Origin of the sequence: Niallia sp. FSL R7-0271, assembly GCF_038005785.1 — a bacterium.
Taxonomy (GTDB): Bacteria; Bacillota; Bacilli; order Bacillales; family Cytobacillaceae; genus Niallia.
Window position 1 is genome coordinate 251,414 of the sequence record NZ_JBBOTZ010000002.1, and the last position, 20,805, is coordinate 272,218.

19 protein-coding genes and 1 riboswitch are annotated in these 20,805 nt (G+C 38.5%); of the genes, 18 read left to right on the forward strand and 1 reads right to left on the reverse strand.

All coding sequences use genetic code 11. The features are described 5' to 3' along the window. Positions 1–25: 25 nt before the first annotated feature. The 14 genes from MKX82_RS21230 (at position 26) to MKX82_RS21295 (ending at position 14,643) form a co-directional block, all read left to right on the forward strand. Positions 26–1,357, forward strand: a complete 1,332-nt coding sequence (locus MKX82_RS21230; protein WP_233316990.1) for a hemolysin family protein — start codon at positions 26–28, stop codon at positions 1,355–1,357. A gap of 44 nt (positions 1,358–1,401) precedes the next feature. Continuing rightward, on the forward strand, positions 1,402–2,454 hold the full coding sequence (locus MKX82_RS21235) for a hemolysin family protein (protein WP_233316991.1): 1,053 nt from the start codon (positions 1,402–1,404) through the stop codon (positions 2,452–2,454). A gap of 21 nt (positions 2,455–2,475) precedes the next feature. After that, positions 2,476–3,153 carry a zinc metallopeptidase gene (locus tag MKX82_RS21240; RefSeq protein ID WP_233316992.1) on the forward strand — a complete coding sequence of 226 codons (678 nt, stop codon included), beginning with the start codon at positions 2,476–2,478 and terminating at the stop codon, positions 3,151–3,153. 205 nt (positions 3,154–3,358) lie between these two features. Continuing rightward, positions 3,359–4,540: a pyridoxal phosphate-dependent aminotransferase gene (locus MKX82_RS21245; RefSeq protein WP_233316993.1), complete on the forward strand. Its 1,182-nt coding sequence runs from the start codon at positions 3,359–3,361 to the stop codon at positions 4,538–4,540. 83 nt (positions 4,541–4,623) lie between these two features. Continuing rightward, positions 4,624–5,298, forward strand: a complete 675-nt coding sequence (locus MKX82_RS21250; protein ID WP_341079915.1) for an SOS response-associated peptidase — start codon at positions 4,624–4,626, stop codon at positions 5,296–5,298. An 829-nt stretch (positions 5,299–6,127) separates the two neighbouring features. Beyond that, complete coding sequence (locus MKX82_RS21255) at positions 6,128–6,493, forward strand: hypothetical protein (protein WP_233316995.1); 366 nt, start codon at positions 6,128–6,130, stop codon at positions 6,491–6,493. Positions 6,494–6,526: 33 nt separating this feature from the next. Further along, on the forward strand, positions 6,527–8,254 hold the full coding sequence (locus tag MKX82_RS21260) for an ABC transporter ATP-binding protein (protein ID WP_251646459.1): 1,728 nt from the start codon (positions 6,527–6,529) through the stop codon (positions 8,252–8,254). Then, a complete protein-coding gene (locus MKX82_RS21265; RefSeq protein WP_237943398.1) occupies positions 8,247–10,073 on the forward strand; it encodes an ABC transporter ATP-binding protein in 1,827 nt (608 codons plus the stop codon). The genes MKX82_RS21260 and MKX82_RS21265 overlap by 8 nt, the downstream gene beginning before the upstream one ends. Positions 10,074–10,239: 166 nt before the next feature. Then, the gene (locus MKX82_RS21270) at positions 10,240–10,668 is read left to right on the forward strand and encodes a hypothetical protein (RefSeq protein ID WP_233316998.1); all 429 of its coding nucleotides are present in this window, start codon (positions 10,240–10,242) and stop codon (positions 10,666–10,668) included. Further along, positions 10,669–11,337, forward strand: coding sequence for a PspA/IM30 family protein (locus MKX82_RS21275; RefSeq protein WP_341079921.1), 669 nt, complete (start codon positions 10,669–10,671; stop codon positions 11,335–11,337). A gap of 80 nt (positions 11,338–11,417) precedes the next feature. Further along, positions 11,418–12,113, forward strand: coding sequence for a M50 family metallopeptidase (locus tag MKX82_RS21280; RefSeq protein WP_237943404.1), 696 nt, complete (start codon positions 11,418–11,420; stop codon positions 12,111–12,113). Positions 12,114–12,208: 95 nt separating this feature from the next. Beyond that, a complete protein-coding gene (locus tag MKX82_RS21285; RefSeq protein WP_233317001.1) occupies positions 12,209–12,883 on the forward strand; it encodes a response regulator transcription factor in 675 nt (224 codons plus the stop codon). Continuing rightward, entirely contained in the window at positions 12,873–14,300 is a 1,428-nt protein-coding gene (locus MKX82_RS21290; RefSeq protein ID WP_341079924.1) for a sensor histidine kinase, read from the forward strand. The genes MKX82_RS21285 and MKX82_RS21290 overlap by 11 nt, the downstream gene beginning before the upstream one ends. A 126-nt stretch (positions 14,301–14,426) precedes the next feature. Beyond that, positions 14,427–14,508, forward strand: a riboswitch (cyclic di-GMP riboswitch). Positions 14,509–14,523: 15 nt separating this feature from the next. Continuing rightward, on the forward strand, positions 14,524–14,643 hold the full coding sequence (locus MKX82_RS21295) for an anti-repressor SinI family protein (RefSeq protein WP_233317003.1): 120 nt from the start codon (positions 14,524–14,526) through the stop codon (positions 14,641–14,643). Positions 14,644–14,713: 70 nt separating this feature from the next. Here the strand turns inward: MKX82_RS21295 and MKX82_RS21300 are convergent, their stop codons facing one another. Further along, positions 14,714–16,279, reverse strand: a complete 1,566-nt coding sequence (locus MKX82_RS21300) for a histidine kinase N-terminal 7TM domain-containing diguanylate cyclase (RefSeq protein WP_233317079.1) — start codon at positions 16,277–16,279, stop codon at positions 14,714–14,716. Positions 16,280–16,524: 245 nt separating this feature from the next. On the opposite strand from MKX82_RS21300, the gene MKX82_RS21305 reads away from it, so the two are divergent. The 4 genes from MKX82_RS21305 to ahpF all read left to right on the forward strand — a co-directional run bounded on the left by MKX82_RS21305 (position 16,525) and on the right by ahpF (position 20,737). Further along, positions 16,525–17,715 (forward strand): Ger(x)C family spore germination protein, encoded by a 1,191-nt coding sequence (locus MKX82_RS21305; protein ID WP_237943410.1) that lies wholly within the window; start codon positions 16,525–16,527, stop codon positions 17,713–17,715. 154 nt (positions 17,716–17,869) lie between these two features. Further along, entirely contained in the window at positions 17,870–18,172 is a 303-nt protein-coding gene (locus MKX82_RS21310) for a hypothetical protein (RefSeq protein WP_341079927.1), read from the forward strand. A gap of 459 nt (positions 18,173–18,631) precedes the next feature. Beyond that, positions 18,632–19,195, forward strand: a complete 564-nt coding sequence (gene ahpC / locus MKX82_RS21315) for an alkyl hydroperoxide reductase subunit C (RefSeq protein WP_233317006.1) — start codon at positions 18,632–18,634, stop codon at positions 19,193–19,195. Between the two features lie 12 nt (positions 19,196–19,207). Continuing rightward, positions 19,208–20,737, forward strand: coding sequence for an alkyl hydroperoxide reductase subunit F (gene ahpF / locus MKX82_RS21320; RefSeq protein ID WP_233317007.1), 1,530 nt, complete (start codon positions 19,208–19,210; stop codon positions 20,735–20,737). Positions 20,738–20,805 lie beyond the last annotated feature (68 nt).

Here is a 20,805-nt window from a genome sequence, read left to right on the forward strand (position 1 = left end):
AATCCCTCAACCTTGAGGGAATTGATTGGACATAATTACTCTTACAAATCTGTTCATACTTGCAATATTGATCGTGCTTACGGCATTCTTTGTCGGCTCAGAGTTCGCGGTCGTTAAAATCCGTCTGTCACGAATTGATCAACTGATTGCAGAGGGGAACAAAAAAGCAGTAATGGCTAAAAAAGTGGCGAGCAATCTCGATTATTATCTTTCCGCCTGCCAGCTTGGTATTACCGTTACGGCACTAGGTCTTGGTGCCCTTGGAAAGCCGGCTGTAGAGCGAATTCTTTATCCTATTTTTGATTTGTTGAATGTGCCAGGGTCGGTATCCTCGATTGCTTCTTATGCAATCGCATTTATTCTTGTAACCTTCCTCCATGTCGTTGTTGGTGAAATGGCACCGAAAACATTAGCTATTGAATTTCCAGAAAAGCTGACATTAATGCTGTCAGGTCCATTGTATTGGTTTGGTAAAGTAATGTACCCGTTTATTTGGGCACTAAATGGAGCATCTGGCAGAATATTGCGCGTATTCGGAGTAAAACCAGCCGGACACGAGCATGCCTACTCAGAGGAAGAGCTGAAGATTGTTATGGCGCAAAGCTATCAGGGCGGTGAATTGAACGAGACAGAGCTTGAATATATGGAGAATGTCTTCTCGTTTGATGAACGTGTTGCTAAAGATATCATGGTGCCGAGAACATCCTTAATTACATTGGACCAAAATATGGACCGGGAAGAAATCATAAAAGTTCTTGATGAATTTAACTATACTCGTTATCCAATAACATTAGACGGAGACAAAGACAATATAGTCGGTATGGTAAACATAAAAAAAATGTTAGCCAATATGGCTACAGGAAGAAACCGTCAGCTAAATGAATTTATCCGTGAACTGCCAGTTGTGCTGGAAGTTACTCGCATACAGGACATTTTGTATAAAATGCAAAAGGAAAGAATTCATATGGTATTGGTTATTGATGAGTATGGAGGAACATCTGGAATACTGACAATGGAAGATATCCTTGAGGAATTAGTCGGCGAAATAAGAGATGAATTTGATGCTGATGAAGTGGAAGATATTCAAAGCATTGGAGAACACCGTTATTTAGTCAACGGCCGTGTGTTGCTGGAAGATTTGGAAGATCAATTCGGCATCCGCTTTGAAGAAAAAGAAACAATTGACACAATCGGTGGCTGGATGCAATACCAATTAGTTGATAATGTTCAATTAGACGACCAAGTTGAATATGGAAAGTATGTATGGACTGTCACTGAGATGGACAATTATCAAATAAAACAGGTTACACTTGCTAAAACGGAATCAACTGATGATGTCGAAATGGTCCTCAACTGATCAGTTACTAAGCATGAAAACTTTTAAAAATAGGAGCGCATGAATTGGACGGATTAATAGTTTTGAATTTGTTTCTTGTGGCCGTATTTATCGGATTGACTGCATTTTTTGTTGGTGCGGAGTTTGCGATATTAAAGGTAAGGATGTCACGAATCGATCAATTGATTGCAGAGGGTAATAAAAAGGCTCATATCGCGAAAAAAGTTGCACAGAATCTTGACTTTTACTTGTCAGCCTGTCAGCTGGGTATTACGATTACTGCCCTAGTACTGGGTGCATTAGGAGAGCCTACAGTGGAGAAGATGCTTCATCCTTTATTTGAAAGGTTTAATGTTCCAGAAGCATTAGCCACTGTCCTGTCTTATGCTATTGCCCTGTCAATTGTTACATTTCTCCATGTAGTATTAGGAGAGCTTGCACCTAAAACATTGGCAATTCAATATGCTGAAAAAATGACACTTATGCTTGCACCGCCTCTTTACTGGTTTGGTAAAGTGACAAAGCCAATTATCTCCGCATTGAACGGATCTTCCCGCATTCTCCTGCGTATGTTTGGGGTTAAACCAGCTGGGCATGAGACGGTCCATTCAGAGGAAGAATTGAAGCTCATTGTTACACAAAGTTATGAGAGCGGAGAAATTAATAGAACAGAGCTTGAATACCTGGAAAATATCTTTGCCTTTGATGAGCGGATTTTGAAGGATATTATGATACCGAAAGAGAGAATTATTTCAGTTGAAAAAGGCATGCCTTTTGATCAAATAATAACTGTTTTAGATCAGTATGAATATACGAGATATCCGGTTACAGATAAAGGGGAATATATCGGATTTATTAACACAAAAGAAATGCTTACAAGTGTTGTGGCAGGCAGGAAACTGACAATGGATTCTGTTGTCCATTCACTGCCTAGCTTTAAAGAGACAGCACCAATTAAAGATGCATTATTAAAAATGCAGCAAAGCAGTACACATTTAGCGATTGTAAAAGATAAGAACGGCAAAACAGCAGGTATTGTTTCGATGGAAGACATATTAGAAGAAATCGTCGGAGAAATCGGCGATGACTTAATCGAAGCAGCCGTTCCAGCTAAATAATTTTAGGAAGGGAGAAGCAGTATGTTTATCATATATTTTTTGATTATCCTAATTGTCCCTATATGGGCACAATTCAGAGTAAGAAGCGCTTATAAAAAGTATTCTAATGTAACAGCGTCATCCCAAATGTCCGGGAGAGAGGTAGCCAGAAGAATTCTTGATTCCAACGGCTTGTATGACGTTTCTATTGAGGAAACAAGGGGAGTATTATCTGACCATTATGATCCGCGCTCTAAGGTTGTCCGCTTATCTTCTGACAACTATCATGGCCATTCAGTGGCAGCAGCGGCGATTGCAGCCCATGAGGTCGGCCATGCGATTCAAGACCAGCAAAGCTACGCGTTTTTAAGATTCCGTCACGCTCTTGTCCCTGTAGCGAATATCGGCAGTAACTTTTCCTGGATCTTGATTCTAATCGGAATGATCGCAGGCATGAGCAATTTATTACTTCTTGGAATTGTATTCATGGCAGCAGCGGTATTATTTCAGTTTGTGACATTGCCTGTAGAGTTTAATGCCTCTAACAGAGCGATGGATGAGGTCGTTTCCCTTGGTATTATTCGCAATGACGAAGAAAGAGAAACGAAGAAAGTGCTAAACGCAGCAGCATTGACATATGTTGCAGCTGCAGCAGTTGCTGTTCTGGAGCTGATTCGTTTGATTTTAATCTATACTGGAATGCAGCGAGATGAAGACTGATTAATCAGGAGGCACCTATCTAATAGGTGCCTCTTTTTTATGCCCTATTAAGCGGCCAAACTCATGACTTAAAAAAGGTATGTATTTCTTCGTTTCAAAAATAAATATTAATTATTAATTATGAATATGGTAGAATTTAATAAATTGAATATTTGGAAAATAAAGAATATACATAGAATGCTTCTATTCGGAAAGGAAAAAAAGTATGAAGGAGTTATCAACCAAGGTTCAAGGAATTAAAGCAGCAAAAGTAAGACAAATGTATGAGCTGTCACAAGGGCTAGAGGATGTGGTCAGTTTTGTTATTGGAGAGCCAGAGTTCGATACCCCGAAAAACATAATAGATGCTGCTAAATCAGCAATGGATAATGGCGAAACCCACTATACTCCTAACTCTGGGTTACTTCCTTTGCGTGAAGCAGTTAGCAAACACTTTGAGAATTTCGATAAAGTCAGCTATGATCCTGCTAATGAAATTTTTATTACTGTTGGCGGTATGCAAGGATTGTCTTTATCTTTGTTTATTTTAACCAATCCAGGTGATGAGGTGATTGTAAGCGACCCATGCTATACGAACTATTTTGGCATGATTGAGATGAATAATGCTGTGCCTGTTACAGTGCCTGTTTATGAGGAAGAAGGTTTTAACTTTACAGAAGAGCGTCTGAGAGAAGCGATATCAGCTAAGACAAAAGCAATAATTCTGAACTCCCCGTCTAATCCGACAGGTGCTGTCGCAGGCAAGGAAACAATGGAAATGATTGCTCGGGTGGCGATTGAGCATGATTTATATGTTATTTTTGATGAGGTATACAAATATTTGACGTATGACGAGCCTTTTTTTAATATAGCGAGAATCTCGGGCATGAGAGAAAGAACCATCATCATTGACTCTGTTTCTAAATCCTATGCTATGACAGGCTGGCGCGTCGGCTATTGTCTCGCACCGAAGCCAATAATTGCTCAAATGCAGAAAATCCAGGAATTTATGCTGTCATGTGTAAATACACCAGCTCAATTTGCAGCAATCGAAGCGTTGACAGGTCCGACTGAAGCTTATGCTTATATGAATGAGCAATATAAGGAGCGCAGAAGCATCATGGTGGGGCGTATTAACAAAATAGATAAGATATCCTGTGTAATGCCTAAAGGGGCTTTCTACGTCTTTATGAACATAAAAGAAACAGGCTTAACTTCCGATGAGTTTGCTATAAGGCTGCTTAACGAACAGCGCGTAGTTGTGTCACCTGGCGATTGCTTTGGCAGTATGGGAGAAGGTTACGTTAGGCTGTCATATGCGTCATCTGTTGAAAATATTCATAAAGGATTTGACCGGATTGACAGGTTTGTTCAAGATCTGTTTACAGAAGAAAGAAAGACAAATTAGTAAGGCGTGGGGGCATGGAGATTTCATGTCTCTATTCTGTTATTTAGGCTAAACTATAAAAAAAGCAAAAGAGGTGGAGCCTGATGTGCGGTCGATATTCATTAGTAAGTGAGCTGTCCCAATTACAAGCAGAATTTGATTTTGAGTTTTCTGCTGAGCTTACGCCCAGATATAATATTGCTCCAGGGCAGGATGTCCTTGCAATAGGATATAACAATGGAAGACGGATAGGGAGCTACTTAAGATGGGGACTAGTCCCTTTTTGGGCGAAGGAAGAAAAAATAGGCTATAAACTAATCAATGCCCGTATGGAAAGCCTGGAAGAAAAGCCTTCATTCAAACATGCCTTTCAAAAAAGAAGATGTTTAATCATTTGCGACGGTTACTATGAATGGAAAAAGACAAAGAGTGAAAAGCAGCCTTTTCGGTTTGTCATGAAAGATAGGCGGCCATTTGCGATGGCTGGCTTATTTGAGGTTTGGAAAAAAGCAGATGGAACGAAGCCTCTTGCTACTTGTACCATTATAACAACAGAAGCAAATGCTAGTACAGAAGATATTCATGATAGAATGCCGGTTATTTTGAAGCAGGAAGATTATGATTATTGGATGAACCCGAAGAACAGTAACATAAACGAATTAAAGCAGCTACTTGTACCATATAGTGCAGAAGCAATGGTTAAATATGAGGTTTCAACTCTTGTCAATTCACCAAAAAATGAAGGGGAAGAATTGGCCATCCCGTTTAATAGTCAGTGACAAATTAATGACATGAATAAAATTAATGAAAAAATACTACAGGCATTCAAAGTGAAAGTCCCATAAAATTTGACAATAATCGCAACAAATGCGAGTAAGTATATAAATATTTATGAGGAATTGTTAAGGTGAATTTGTCAGGGGAAATGGAATGCACATTGATGAATTAAAAAAAGCGTGGAAGGATAGAGGATCCACAGATTTATTTGTATATGTTATTTCCTGTTTGAAAGTGCACTTTCGTTAAATAATCAGAGTGCTTGCTGCTTATCAAATTAGGTAGTTTCCATACTTATTACAATCACCTTCATATTTACAGCATTACAAACAGGGAATGAGCCGAATAGTCTATACTCAACCATTCCTATAGTAGGCTTTTCGGCTTCCGAGCATGTCCATGATTAGAGGGGCTTTACAGGCAAATAAACAGAGCGGTAATAAAGGTTCTAGCATCTCCTTAATTTCTAGGATTAGGTTTAGATTATTTTACGGCAGTAGCAAAAAAAGGTACGGTAAGTCATTAACATACTTTTCAATGAAAAAGTTAGGTTGTTTAAGTCTGCTGTTGTACTAAGACCCTCTTGATGACATAGCACAGTATACAATTAATCGATTGCACACTTATTTTAATTTTATCAGTTTTTCCCCTTACAGCTTTGGTGAATGCTAATTCTTTTTTATATGGTACTCCTCCTTTTTACAGTGTCCTAAATAGGATACTGTTTTTTTGTTCTTCAAACGAGTTAGAGAATATTGACATTTTGTATACGAATGTATACATTGAATATAGAAACAAAATGTATACATATGTATACAAGGAGGGTGAACAATGAGAAACGAGCATTTTATGAAAGATAGCTATCATCATGGTGAACATCATAAGCGGAAGAATAAAGGACATAAAGGCGCGAAAACATTCCGCCGCGGCCGAGCTATTGCCTTTCTGGAGATGATGAAATTAAAACGCTCTACCATAAAGCAGCAGCTTGAAGCTCCTGAATTTCAGTCTATTCAACCGATCCTAGTCGGAGAATTGAAAGCGATTGATATGGTTATTAATGAGTTTACTGAGCTTTTTGAAATTCAAGAAAATGAAGTGAATGACACTAGCGATGCAAAGATACAGACAGAAGAAGCCAATCCGCATAAAGGGGAGGAATCTTTAAATGAGGAAGATAGGAGTGGATTGGAATAATCCAGTCCGTTTCCTGTTTAAAGGGGAGGTACTATGAAGGAATTAATGGGTTTTCTGAAGCCATACTGGAAAATAACCATACTGGCACCACTGTTTATGGTGCTGGAGGTGTCGATGGATTTGCTTCAGCCATTTTTAATGGCGCAAATCGTCAATGAGGGTGTGATGAAAGGGGATTTAGAGACAATTCAGCGCACTGGCGGGCTGATGATTCTTGTCGCATTTATCGGTTTGATTGGCGGTGCAGGCTGTACGGTGTTTTCCAGTACGGCATCGATGAATTTTGCCACCGATTTGCGAAAAGTAGTTTTTGATAAAGTGCAAAGCTTTTCTTTTCAAAACTTGGATAAGTTTAAAGGAGGCAGTTTAATTACGAGGCTGACGGCCGATATAGTCCAGTTGCAAATGTTTGTGATGATGGTTTTGCGCAGCATTCGCTCACCGCTTTTGACGATTGGAAGTGTTATTATGGCATTTACTATCAGCTTTAAGCTTGCGTTAATATTTGCCGCAACTATTCCTGTTTTATTTATTATTCTTTATCTGCTTATTCGAAAAGCCTTTCCTACCTATAATATAGTTCAGCAAAAGCTGGATAAGGTTAATACTGTCCTCCAGGAAAATTTGATGGGTATTCGAGTAGTTAAAGCGTTTGTACGCTCTGATTTTGAAAATAACCGGTTTGGGCAAGCAAACGAGGATTATACAAATAATGCAGTCAGGGCAGCTCGCATTGTATCCTTCAATATGCCTGTGTTAATGCTCATTCTTAATTTCAGCCTAGTTATTATCCTTTGGTTTGGAGCACATCAGACGTGGAGCGGATCTTTACAGGTGGGCGATCTTATTGCCTTTATTAACTATGTGACACAGGTGTTGTTTGCTGTGATGATGATTGGCATGATGATGATTACGATTTCCCGCTCAAAGGTGTCAGCAGACCGCATTCAAGAAGTTCTCCATACAGACCTGGATTTAGTGGATCATCAGCACGCAGACCAGCAAGCAATCGTGAAGGGGGAAGTAACTTTTGACCGCGTATCTTTCAGCTATGATGGACAATCTGAAGTGTTAAAGGACATCAGTTTAGTTGCAAGGGCCGGCCAAACTGTTGCCATTCTAGGGGCGACTGGTTCTGGAAAGTCTACAATGGTGCAATTAATTCCGAGATTATATGATGCGACAAGCGGCACGGTTATGATTGACGGCACAGATGTTCGTCATATTAAACTGGAACATTTGCGGACATCTGTAGGTGTAGTTTTACAGCAGTCCATCCTGTTCAGCGGCACAATCCGGGATAATATTCGTTATGGAAAACCGGCTGCAACACAAGCTGAAGTTGAATTAGCGGCGAAAGCAGCATGTGCCCATGAATTTATAATGACTATGCCAGATGGATATGATACTGTACTTGGCCAGAGAGGCATGAATTTGTCTGGAGGGCAAAAACAGCGGATTTCGATCGCCAGAGCGCTGTTAGTCCGCCCCGTAATCTTGATTCTAGATGATAGTACAAGTGCAGTTGATTTGGGAACTGAATCCCGCATACAAAAAGCACTAGGGGAATTGCTGGAACATAGCACTGCCTTCATCATTGCTCAGCGTATTTCTTCTGTAATGGAGGCAGATAAAATTGTCGTCCTGGAGGATGGAAGGATTTCCGCAGAAGGCACGCATGAACAGTTAATGAAAACTAGTGAAGTGTATCAGGAAATATACCGCTCCCAGCTGGGAAAGGAGGAAGTAGTTTATGAATGATCGCAAAACAAACATGCCTCCTCAACAGATGGGGTTAGGAGGGCCGAAGCATTTCCGCGGAAACTTGCCAGTTCAGAGGGCAAACAATATGAAGGAAACATTGGTAAGAATATGGCGCTATATTGGTCATCAACGGAAAGGATTAGTGCTGGTTGTATTCTTGACAATGACAACAGCAGTTTTAAACCTGCTAGGTCCTTACTTAATTGGTGTTTCAATCGATAAATATATCATCACTCGCGACGTAAACGGCCTTGTTTGGTTTTGTGCCGGCTTGCTTGGTGTTTATATATGCAGCTCTATTGCTACCTGGCTTCAATCTTATTTCATGGCAGCTGTTTCTCAATATACAGTACTTGCAATGCGCAAAGATATGTTCGCCAGGCTTCAAAAGCTGCCTTTGCATTTTTTTGATAGACAGTCACATGGAGAATTGATGAGCAGAACGACAAATGATATGGAAAATGTATCAAATACGCTGAATCAAAGCTTTACAACATTAATATCCAGCATTATGACACTGATCGGTGCATTATGCTTTATGCTTAGCCTTAATATTGGATTGACATTGTTAAGCTTTGTAACAATTCCAATTGTCATGTTCCTGACATCAAAAATTGCTAAATTTACGAGAAAATACTTCACTAGCCAACAGCAGCATTTAGGAGAGCTAAATGGGTATATAGAAGAAACTATTTCTGGACAGAAGGCAGTTAAAGTCTTTCATCGGGAGGAAAAGGTGAAGGAAGAGTTTCAGGACATTAATGTAAAGCTTCGCGAGGCATCTATCCGCGCACAAATCTATTCAGGGTTTATGGGCCCTGTCATGAATGTAATGAAAAACGCTAGCTTTGCAATCATTGCCGCAGCAGGCGGCTGGATGGCCCTTGAAGGCATGGTTACAATTGGGGTGGTTGTTAGTTTTCTTTCGTATTCAAGGCAGTTTAACGATCCAATCAATCAAGTAGCAAACCAATTCAATATGCTTCAATCAGCAGTGGCAGGAGCGGAGCGTGTTTTTGAAATAATTGATACTCCAACAGAATATGCCAAAAAGCAACCTGTCAAAGTTGTAGAGGATTTGACAGGAGAAGTCATTTTTGAGGACGTTTCTTTTGGTTATAAAGAGGGACACTCCATATTAAAGAATATCACTTTAACTGCAAAGCCTGGTGATACGATTGCCTTAGTTGGGCCGACAGGTGCAGGAAAAACAACCATTGTTAACTTATTAACGAGATTTTACGAGATAAGCAATGGCAGAATCTTAATAGATGGAACAGAGCTTCAAACAATCAGCAAAGACAGTCTGCGCCGCAAATTAGGGATAGTATTGCAGGATGCGTACGTATTCTCTGATTCTATTAGGGAAAATATCCGCTATGGCCGCCTGAATGCTACAGATGAAGAGGTGGAACAAGCGGCACAGCTTGCCAATGCAGATGGATTTATCCGTAAACTGCCAATGGGCTATGACACAGTTCTGACAGCAGAAGGAGGAAACTTAAGTCAAGGTCAACGACAGCTGTTGACAATTGCCCGGGCCATACTAGCAGATCCTGCTGTGTTAATTCTGGATGAAGCAACAAGCAGTATAGACACACGAACTGAAATGCAGATCCAATCAGCTATGAGCGAGCTTATGAAAGGACGGACCAGCTTTGTTATTGCCCACAGGCTTAGTACAATTCGGGAGGCAGACAAGATTCTTGTACTAAAAGACGGCGAAATAATCGAGCGTGGCACCCATGATGAGCTAGTAGAACAAAAAGGCTTCTATTATGATTTGTATACTAGCCAATTTAAAAAGGTAATTTAATAGAATGAGTAAGGAAGACAGCACATGATGAGTGCTGTCTTTTTTGCTGTTCGGCTTTTAGAATAAACAAATTCAATAAAAGATAGAATAGCTCTATCTTTTCACCATCTTTTCACTAAAGGCTACTAAACTATCAATATGAACAAAGAAAGGAGGAAACAAAACAGTGAATGCTAGATTGAAAAAAGGTATTTTCTGGGGAGCAATTGTTGCTTCTATGACGCTTGCGATAAGCTTTATCTTTAATCTGATTGGGGGGACAACAACACTTGCTGCAGGCTTTCACGATCATGGAGGCCCAGGAGAAACGGTGCTGCTGCATCATCACGATGTAGTTGTGCGTGAACGAGTTTTAGTCGGCTATCATAATGAACCAGCATTTCCGTGGATTTGGACCCTCATTATTATTATCATCCTGATAGCAGTGACTGTCCTTGCCGTTAAAAGCTTCAGGAAAAAATCGCAAGCTTCATCGATGCAGCAATTTATTGATACTTCCATCATGAGTACACCAAAACCGTCTGTGAATTATACGAATGCAACGATTTTAGATGAATGGGAAAAGAATAACGCAGAAAAAAAGGAGAGAATGTAAATGGGTATTTTTAAAAGAATAAAGACAATTGCTAGAGCGGATATTAATAGTTTATTAGACAGCATGGAGAATCCAATTGCGATGCTGAATGAATACACTAGAGAAATGGAACAGGAGCTTAGCAAGGCACAGTCCGCTTTATCTAGACAAATCTTTGTGGAAAAAAAGCAAGCGGCACTTATTTCACAAACAAAGGAATTAGTGGAAAAGCGAGTCCGCCAAGCGAAACTGGCTCTTGAGAAGGGTGATGAAGGGATTGCTAAATTGGCAGTGCAAGAAAAAAACAATTTAGAGACTCAGCTTAATCTTTATGAACAGCAGCTAATCACACTTAAGGAACAAACGAATATTTTGAAGGGAAAATTCAATGAGCTCCAAGTAACTTATAATGAGCTTCAGCATAAGAAAATTTTACTTGCATCCCGTGCAAATGCAGCAAAATCAATCAAGCAGATTCAAAAGGTTACTATTGATTTTAATGGCGAAACAATCACAAAAGGTATAACAAGAGCAGAGGAAAGAATCCTCTTTATGGAAGCAGAAGTGCAAGCAGGCAGCTATACTTCCAACCCGCTAAACAGCTATAACAAAATAAGCTTTTCCAATGTGAGCGATGAGGAAATCGCCAAAGAACTAGACAAGCTTAAAGCTGATAAAGAAGCAATATGAGTGGTTGACAAGAAGGGGAAGTGCCTGAAGTAAAAATAGGTGCTTCTCCTTCTTTAATAAACGTGAAAGGAGCTAAAAAAATGAGAGAAACAATTCAAGACTTACTTCAAATCAATCCTATATCTTATCTAAGTTATGACAAGGCACTGCCAATTTTTATTTATCTAGCAATAGCATTAATTGTGTCTGTCATTCCGATTGTTAAAGCTTGCTTTTCCATTTGGAACACTTTGCTGTTGAATATTATCAGCGATATAGCTGCTGGCAGAAAAATCAGGGGCATTAAGAAGAAGAAACAGCTGCTTGAGGGTGAAGCAGACGGGAAAACATTAAAAGCTGCTTTTCATATGTATTTAGGACACACAGGCGCTTTAATAGCAGCTACTGGTTTATTTTACTTAGTTTCAAAGCAGCAGTACGAATTTATTTTCTATATATTAATCGGGCTTCTTGGGTTATCGTTGTTGTTCTGGATTCGCAGCTTTGTCGGGTTTGTCTGGGCCATTCTTTCTATTGCCATGCTAACAGCACCGTTGTATTACGGCGATGAAACGATCATTATGCATGGCGCGATATTTCTAGCAGCGATTATCCTTGTTCAATCTGTCCTCGGGTCCTTTGTTCAGCTGAAAAGCAGCGTTTCTAATAGAAAGTTAATGAAAGGAAAAGGAATCTTCGGAAGGCTTAAGTGGGTCCCAGCAATGATGTTTGGAGTAGTGCTGATTGGCCAATCTCTTTATGCAGGCTTTTTCATTGTTACTACTTTCTTAAGTTAATTTTAAGAATATGTTGCTAGGATTGGCAGAAAGTGAGTAAGACTTCAGACTTATAATAGATACAAGAAATAATAAAAAAGGAGGAGGAGTTTTACATGAACATACTCTTAGCGGAAGATGATTTCCAGCTTGGTGAGCTAGTTGAATATATGTTAAAGAAGAAGGGCAGCTATAAGGTCGATTGGGTTACAGACGGGGAAGACGCATACGATTACGCGAAAGCCTCACACTATGATATATTGATATTGGATTGGATGATGCCTAATGAGGATGGTGTGTCTGTTTGCAGACGGTTAAGATCCAGCGGCTATTCTGGAGCAATCTTAATGCTGACTGCTAAAGATGCTGTAGAGGATCGAATCATCGGATTGGACGCGGGAGCAGATGACTATCTTGTAAAGCCCTTTGAAATTGAAGAGCTCCTTGCCCGCTTGCGTGCTCTGTCCCGACGCAATTATGCACCTATTCTTGAAGAGCAGCTGTCCATTCATGAAATGCAATTAAACAGGCTCAGCCAGACAATCTCCAATGGAGCAGACGAAGTACAGTTAAGTCCTCGTGAGTTCCAGATGCTCGACTTGCTCGTGCAAAACCGTGGACAAGTGCTGCCAAGGGAAGTGATTCTTGACAGGATTTGGGGTTTGGATGCAGATGTATCCATGAAGATAATTGATGCAACAGTGAAGCTGCTCCGCAAGAAGTTGGACATGATTGGTCAAAATGGGCTGCTCCAAAGTATAAGGGGGGTAGGTTATAAATTTGAAAGCTAAAATAGCGTCACTTGTTTCTTTCTGGAAAGGACGAAACAACCAGGATATCTTTAAAAGCACTCAATATCGGCTGACTGCACTTTACAGCGGCTTGCTAATGCTGTTTTTGCTCCTGTTCATTATTGTTGTTTATTTGCTATTATATTTTACTATTTTTAAGGAGCAAGAACGCGAGCTGAAGGTGACTGCAGAACAGGAAGCAACCAGTATTGAAGCCTATTTGACACAGACAAATCAAACTAACCTTCTTGAATTTCAAAACCAGAAATCACTGGAGAAGGATGTAGATCAGTTTTTCTTTTATGTTGTTAATACTTCTGGTTCACTTGTTCTGGGAGATGAAACGGTGTCTGATTCCCGGTCTGAAATTTTAAACAAGCTGGATGGCTGGGATCCTTCTGAAAACGAAATTCGCAGTGAAACGATAAAAGTAGACAATATAACAGCCGAAAGAAGATTTAAAACGAGAGGCAGAGTAGAAGAGTTCGAGTCAGATCAAAAGCAAGAAACCGTGCGGCTCCTTGTAGCAGCACAGCCTATATACCATCATGGCCAAGAAATCGGCTTGCTTTACATAGGTAAGGAAATCTCGTTTGCGTACCAGCTTTTTAAAATGCTTCCCTTTATCCTGCTAGGGATAGCCGTTCTTTTTATGGGAGTCGCTATTTATATCAGCTACTATATGTCCAAAAAAGCGATGATTCCGATTTCAAGAACGTTTGCGAGACAGAAGGAGTTTGTTGCAGACGCGTCTCATGAATTGCGGACACCGTTGAGTGTGATGTTATCTTCTATAAATGCAATGGAAATGACAGCAGAGTTTAAAGAAGAGGATTATTCACACAAGCTTCTTTTAAATATGAAAAATGAAGTGAAAAGAATGACCGGTTTAGTCGGAGATTTATTAACAATTGCCCGATCAGACATGGAGAAAATAGAGTTGGCAAATGAAACCTTCGATTTTTGCCCATTAGCAAAAAAAACCATCCAATCTTTAAAAATGCTTGCTGATTCGAAACAAATTAAATTATACTTACATGCCCCTGAAGCACTGATTGTGCATGGAGATTCACAGCGTTTTACACAGCTGTTGTATATTCTAGTAGATAATGCAATTAAGTATACTCCGAACGGCGGAGAAGTCTTGCTGTCATTGGCTGCTGATGGGAGAGAACTAGTGGTGGAAGTTAAGGATACTGGTATCGGAATCGACCCGAAAGATCAGCAGCGAATCTTTGACCGTTTTTATCGCACAGATAAATCAAGAACAAGACAAGTCGGGGGTCATGGCCTTGGGCTTTCTATTGCAAAATGGATTGTCGACAGCTATGCAGGGACGATTCACGTAAGCAGTGAAATAGGCAAAGGAAGTGTGTTTTCCATTAGAATTCCTATACAAAAAGAAAATGATAAATAATCTGTTTGATGACAGGGAAAGAGCCTAATCTTTAGGAGAGGTTAGGCTCTTTTTGCGTTAGTCGAAAATTGTCGATAAAAAACAGTTTTGTATTTATAGAATTTTTTGTAAAATTAAAATATAAGAATAAGTAAAGGGCAAACTGCTTGAAAGAGTAGGGCGCAAAGCAACAGATCTAAGGGATTTCTATGATGGCTGTGCTGCCTAAAAACCAGGAGGGCGTATGGCTGACACAAGTGCTGAATTAAAATTGGATATGGAATGGATTCAATTAATAGTAGAAGCAAAAGAACTTGGATTAACGATTGAACAAATTAAAGAATTTATTAACCAGCAGAGCTAAGCGTTTTTAACATACATATATGGATAGACAAAAGGTCAAATCTATAGATTTGACCTTTTTTATTACCAGCTTATTGTTTGATAAATTCGGGCAAAAACATTTGAGCATTATTTCGTCCGCTCCGTTTGGCAGTATAAAGTGCGGCATCTGCTTCTCGCATTAAAGTTTGAATAGTTTCGGCAGCATCATTTGTAATAAAGGCTGTATGGGAAACACCTAAGCTTAAAGTAGTATATATATTTATTTCGTGAACGGTGGCGAAGCTTTCTGAAACTTTCAGGCGGATAACATTGGCTAAACGGTATGCTTCATTTAAGGACGTTTCTGGAAGGAGGATGATAAATTCTTCTCCTCCGTATCTACCAATTATATCTTCGTCACGAATGGTTTTCTTTGCTACTTTAGCTACATGAGATAAAACGATATCTCCAGCTTCATGTCCGTATTGATCATTAATTTTTTTGAAAAAATCTATATCAAACATAATGAGAGAGACATTTGCTTGAATTGTTGAAGCTGAAAGCATTTCTTCTGCTTTTTTTAAAAAATAGGTACGGTTGTATACTTGTGTAAGGCCATCAATAGATGCAAGCTGCTTGAGCATTTTTTGCATTTCTATCTTTTCTGTAATATTAACAAACGAGACTATTTTCCCTATTTTACCTAACCTATTATCCTCGACAAGAGAGAAATGTACTTGATGATAAATGCTTCTATTCCCTTGATTCCATTCATAGTCACAATCTACACCTTTATCAATAATCTTCAAAAGCTTTAGGTTGCCTATAAGAAGGCTGCTTAAAGGTTTTCCAATTACAGAAGCATTTAGACTTGGAATGATAGGAAGTATAGCATCATTATAATCAAGGATTACACCATTTTGATTTAATACAATAACCCCTTCTTTCATTCTCTCAAATACAGTATCCCTAAATATTGGCATTACATTGAACATCTTGAAGGTCAGAAGAGCAATAGAATGAAATATAAAGGATAAGCTCATGGATACTGGTCCAAGATCAATTCCATAAGGGCTTAGATTGTTTAAGTAAAAATAATTTGCAATAATTGGGAAAATTAAGCCTGCTGACATAGTAACTATTTGTATTCGAAACATAAAGGAAGCATTTTTCAGTTGTTGTAGCAATGTAATAATACTAACAGTTAAACAGAAGAACATATAAAAAGCATGAACATAAAATAATGGTCCATATTCCAACTTTAAAATAGGAAACGGTACATCGCTTCTTAGCGCAACAGAAGAGTAGTACAGATGGTGAAGGTCATTGGTTGCTTGCATGAAAATTGTAAAGCATGGAATTAGAAATAGGATGTAATAGTTCCACTGCTTTAGCTTTTGGCCAACGTATTCCAAACACATTAAAAAGAGAAAGGCCGGAATAAAAGGCATAACAAGATACTCCATAGTTACCCAAAGTTTTATTGTCTTAAGAGAGGTGCTTGATAACTCAAAGACATAAAAAAAGGAAAATATAGAGGAAAATAAAGTTGCATATTGATAAAATCTGGCACCTGGTGCACCTTTCAGCTTAAAGTAGGAAAATATGTACAGAAATAAGCTTAAAGAACCTGCAACAATAACCAATAGTATATAAAAAATCAATTCGTTATACATCAAATTGTAGTACTCCAATAATTTTAAATGGATCTAACAAAAACTTGGCTGATTATATTAGTATGTCATTCTTCAATTATACTTTAAGATACTGCATTAGGTAAGCTATTTTAGAAACTATTGAATAGTGATGGAGTACCTTCGTACACCATGTTCATGCATAAAAGGCATCAGTAATACAAAAAATAATAAATAACATCCTACATAGGAAACTTTTAACAGCCTTATACAGGCGAGGGATACTTATGAAATTATTTAAATTAACAGTCATAATAAGCTTTTCACTGCTATTTTTAACAGGCTGCTGGGATAGAGCGGAGCTATCAGAGGTGTCTATCGTAACAGGTGTGGCAATCGATAAAGGAAAAACGAAAAAATACAGGTTAACCATTGAGACCACGGAAGCGAGAGAAATGAATTACCAAACTGCAACAGGCATGGCCCCATCATTTGTTTATTCATTAGAGGGGGATGCAGTAGGAGAAATTGCTCATAAATTTAATATATCTAATGCATCTCGTCTAGTTTACTCTCATATGAGACTGCTTGCAATTAGTCAGGAAGTGGCGGAAACCGGCACGATGGACTTCATGGATTTTTTTGACCGCAACAGAGAAATGCGTGATGACTTTAGTATAGTGATCGTTAGAGGACAAGATGCAGGAAGTTTGTTGGAAGTTACAAATATGTACAAAAAAAGCCCGTCCTTAAAAATCTTTACACAATTGAATACGATGCAGAAAGAGTGGGGCGGGGCACCTGATATTAAGTTAAATGATTTTGTGCGTTTATATAATGCACAAGGCCAGTCTCCTGTCCTTGCAGCAGCCCGATTAATTGGTGATCCAAAAAAAGGCGGAAATGTTGAGAACTTAAAGAGTGAAGTCCCTGAGAGTTCAGTAGTTATTGACTCAATTGGCGTAATCAAAAACGGTAAACTCGTTGGTTTTGCAACATTAAAGGAAGTTAGAGATATGCTCTTTATTCAGGGAAGAATAAAGAATACAGAATTGACGGTTAAATGTATTAAGGGAGATAAGAAGTTTGGCTATCGTATTACTAGCACAAAAACAAAGGTAACAGCGAAAGAGAAAAATGGCCTTCCAACCTTCCATGTTAAAATTAAGGCAGAAGGCTATTTAGAAAGTACAGGTTGTACAAATGAATTTAAAAAGGAGTCTGCTTTTGAAGGGCAGGAAAAAGCTATTAACAAAATGATGGAAGACGAGATAATGCGATTTATTAATAAATCTAGAGAAGAGTATAATGCGGATATATTTGGTTTTGGAGAGTTTTTACGAGAACAAGATTATAAGCACTTTAAGAAATACGGAGTTCAATGGGATCAAGGCTTTGCCAAAGCAGATATAAATATTACTTTCGCTGCAGAAGTAAAAAGAACTGGTTTGAGAAGCAATCCATATATGATGAAATAAATAATTGATATTCACGTGAACCTCGACCAATATGTCGAGGTTTTAAACTTTCTTTTAAAATAATTTACTTTAATGGTAGCTTACGTTATTATACGTAGAAATACTGTGTACATAAATATTCTATGTACTTCACTTTTGAATGGAGTTTAGAGAAATGAAAATATCTTTTTTTGGTTTATTATTACAAATAGTATTCGTTCTGTTGATAACCATGTTTAATCATGTGCGCGTTTTTGTTATGGAGCAATACTCTATCTATCATGTAGCTTTATTTGAGTTGTTTATAGGTTTGGGTAGCTTTATTTGCGGAATTATCGGGCTGGTAAAAAAAGAAAATATAATGCTTTCCTTTTTTGTTATGGGGTTTGGGCTGCTGATTTGCATCTATTTTGTTTTTATATATCTATTAGGAGAAGCGGGGAATCCACCACCTATTCGGTGGCTTTATTTTATCTAAAAATGTTGTTGTTCCACATGAATTTATAAAAAAGTAGCCATTGGTAACAATAGATATTAGAGGAACAGCTTATTTTCAAAGCTTATCTTTCTTAGAAACGAAGAAAAAAATCATTATAAATCAAAAAGACTTTAAATTATTGTTTATAATTTTTAATTGAAAAAATTCCTACTTAAAAAATGCCGATTTCTGTTGTTCAATTGAGAATAACTGCTGATGAATAGTAATGAAATTCGGCAATAAATGAATTAAACTACAGCGTTCTTATGAGAAAAAATGTTGATTTTATCGATTTTTTGATAGCCTTTTCATTTTATCTAGATTAAAATAATTACATTTTTTATTTGATTATAAATAATGATTGTTTTATAATACTAATTATTAATTTAATATTATTAAGTTATAAAATTTATTGTTAATTTAATAATACATCAAATCACTTTTAGGAGGAAATTTTTTATGTCATTAATCGGTAAAGAAGTAGCAGAATTCTCAGCTAAAGCATTTCACAACGGTGAGTTCATCGATGTTTCTGAACAAAATTTAAAAGGTCAATGGAGTGTAGTTTGTTTCTATCCAGCAGATTTCACATTCGTATGCCCTACTGAATTAGAAGACCTTCAAAACCAATATGGTGCTTTGAAAGATCTTGGAGTAGAAGTTTATTCTGTATCTACTGACACTCACTTCACACATAAAGCATGGCACGATCATTCTGATGCTATCGGAAAAATTGAATACATAATGATCGGTGACCCTTCTCAAAAAATCTCTCGTATCTTTGATGTGTTGAATGAAGAAGAAGGCCTTGCTGATCGCGGCACATTCATCATCGATCCAGACGGAGTTATCCAAACAGTTGAAATCAATGCAGACGGAATTGGCCGTGATGCAAGCACGCTTGTAAATAAAATTAAAGCTGCACAATATGTTCGCAACAATCCAGGTGAAGTTTGCCCGGCTAAATGGCAAGAAGGTTCTGAAACACTTAAGCCAAGCCTTGATCTTGTAGGAAAGATCTAAGGAGTGTCATCAATGATATTAGATGGAGACATTAAAGCACAATTAGAACAATATCTTCAGCTGATGGAAGGCGACGTTTTATTAAAGGTTAGTGCAGGTACTGATAAAGTATCTACTGATATGCTTGCTTTAGTAGATGAACTGGCAACTATGTCGCCAAGAATTAAAGTAGAAAAGACTACTTTACAAAGAACACCAAGCTTCAGTGTTAACCGTATCGGAGAAGACACTGGTGTCATCTTTGCAGGAATTCCATTAGGCCATGAATTTACTTCATTAGTTTTGGCACTGCTTCAGGTTAGCGGAAGAGCTCCTAAAGTAGACCAAAGCTTGCTAGACCAAATTAAGAACATCAAAGGCGAATACCATTTCGAATCGTATATCAGCTTAACTTGCCATAACTGCCCAGATGTTGTTCAAGCATTGAATGTGATGAGCATTTTTAATCCGCAAATATCACATACAATGATTGACGGCGGAGCATTTAAAGAGGAAGTGGAAAGCAAAGATATCATGGCAGTGCCAACTGTTTTCGTAAATGGTGAGCCATTTGGCAGCGGCCGTATGACTTTAGAAGAAATTCTTAATAAAATCGGCAGCGGTCCAGATGCTTCTGAACTTTCTAGTAAAGACCCTTACGACGTACTAGTTGTCGGCGGCGGTCCAGCAGGTGCTAGTGCAGCTATTTATGCAGCACGTAAAGGGATTCGCACAGGGCTTGTTGCTGAACGCTTTGGCGGTCAAGTAATGGATACATTAGGTATTGAGAACTTCATTAGTGTGAAGCATACTGAAGGTCCTAAGCTTGTTGCCAGCCTTGAGGAGCATGTGAAGGAATACGGCATTGATGTAATGAACTTACAGCGTGCTAAGCGTTTAGAAAAGAAAGATTTAATTGAATTAGAGCTGGAGAATGGTGCAGTTCTTCAAAGTAAATCTGTCATTCTTTCTACAGGAGCTCGTTGGAGAAATGTAGGCGTGCCTGGTGAAGCTGAGTTTAAAAACAAAGGTGTTGCGTACTGCCCTCACTGTGACGGACCATTGTTTGAAGGAAAAGACGTAGCTGTTATCGGCGGCGGTAACTCTGGTATTGAGGCTGCAATTGATTTAGCTGGTATTGTAAAGCATGTTACAGTGCTTGAATTCATGCCTGAACTAAAAGCAGATAAAGTACTGCAAGATCGTCTATACAGCCTTCCAAACGTTACAGTATTAAAGAACGTACAAACAAAAGAAATTACCGGTACAGATAAAGTAAACGGTATTTCTTATATCGATCGCGATACAGAAGAGGTTCATCATGTTGAACTTCAAGGTGTGTTTGTTCAGATTGGTCTTGTGCCAAATACTGACTGGTTAGGTGACACAATCGAACGTACTCGCTTCGGTGAAATCGTTGTAGACAGACACGGTGCTACAAACATTCCTGGAGTTTTTGCTGCAGGAGATTGTACAAACAGTGCTTATAAACAGATTATTATTTCCATGGGATCAGGGGCAACGGCGGCTCTAGGCGCATTTGATTATCTGATTCGCAACTAAATATAATATAAAAGGCTTTCGGTAACTACTTTGCCGAAAGCTTTTTTTTACCTTCTATTTGTTCCCCT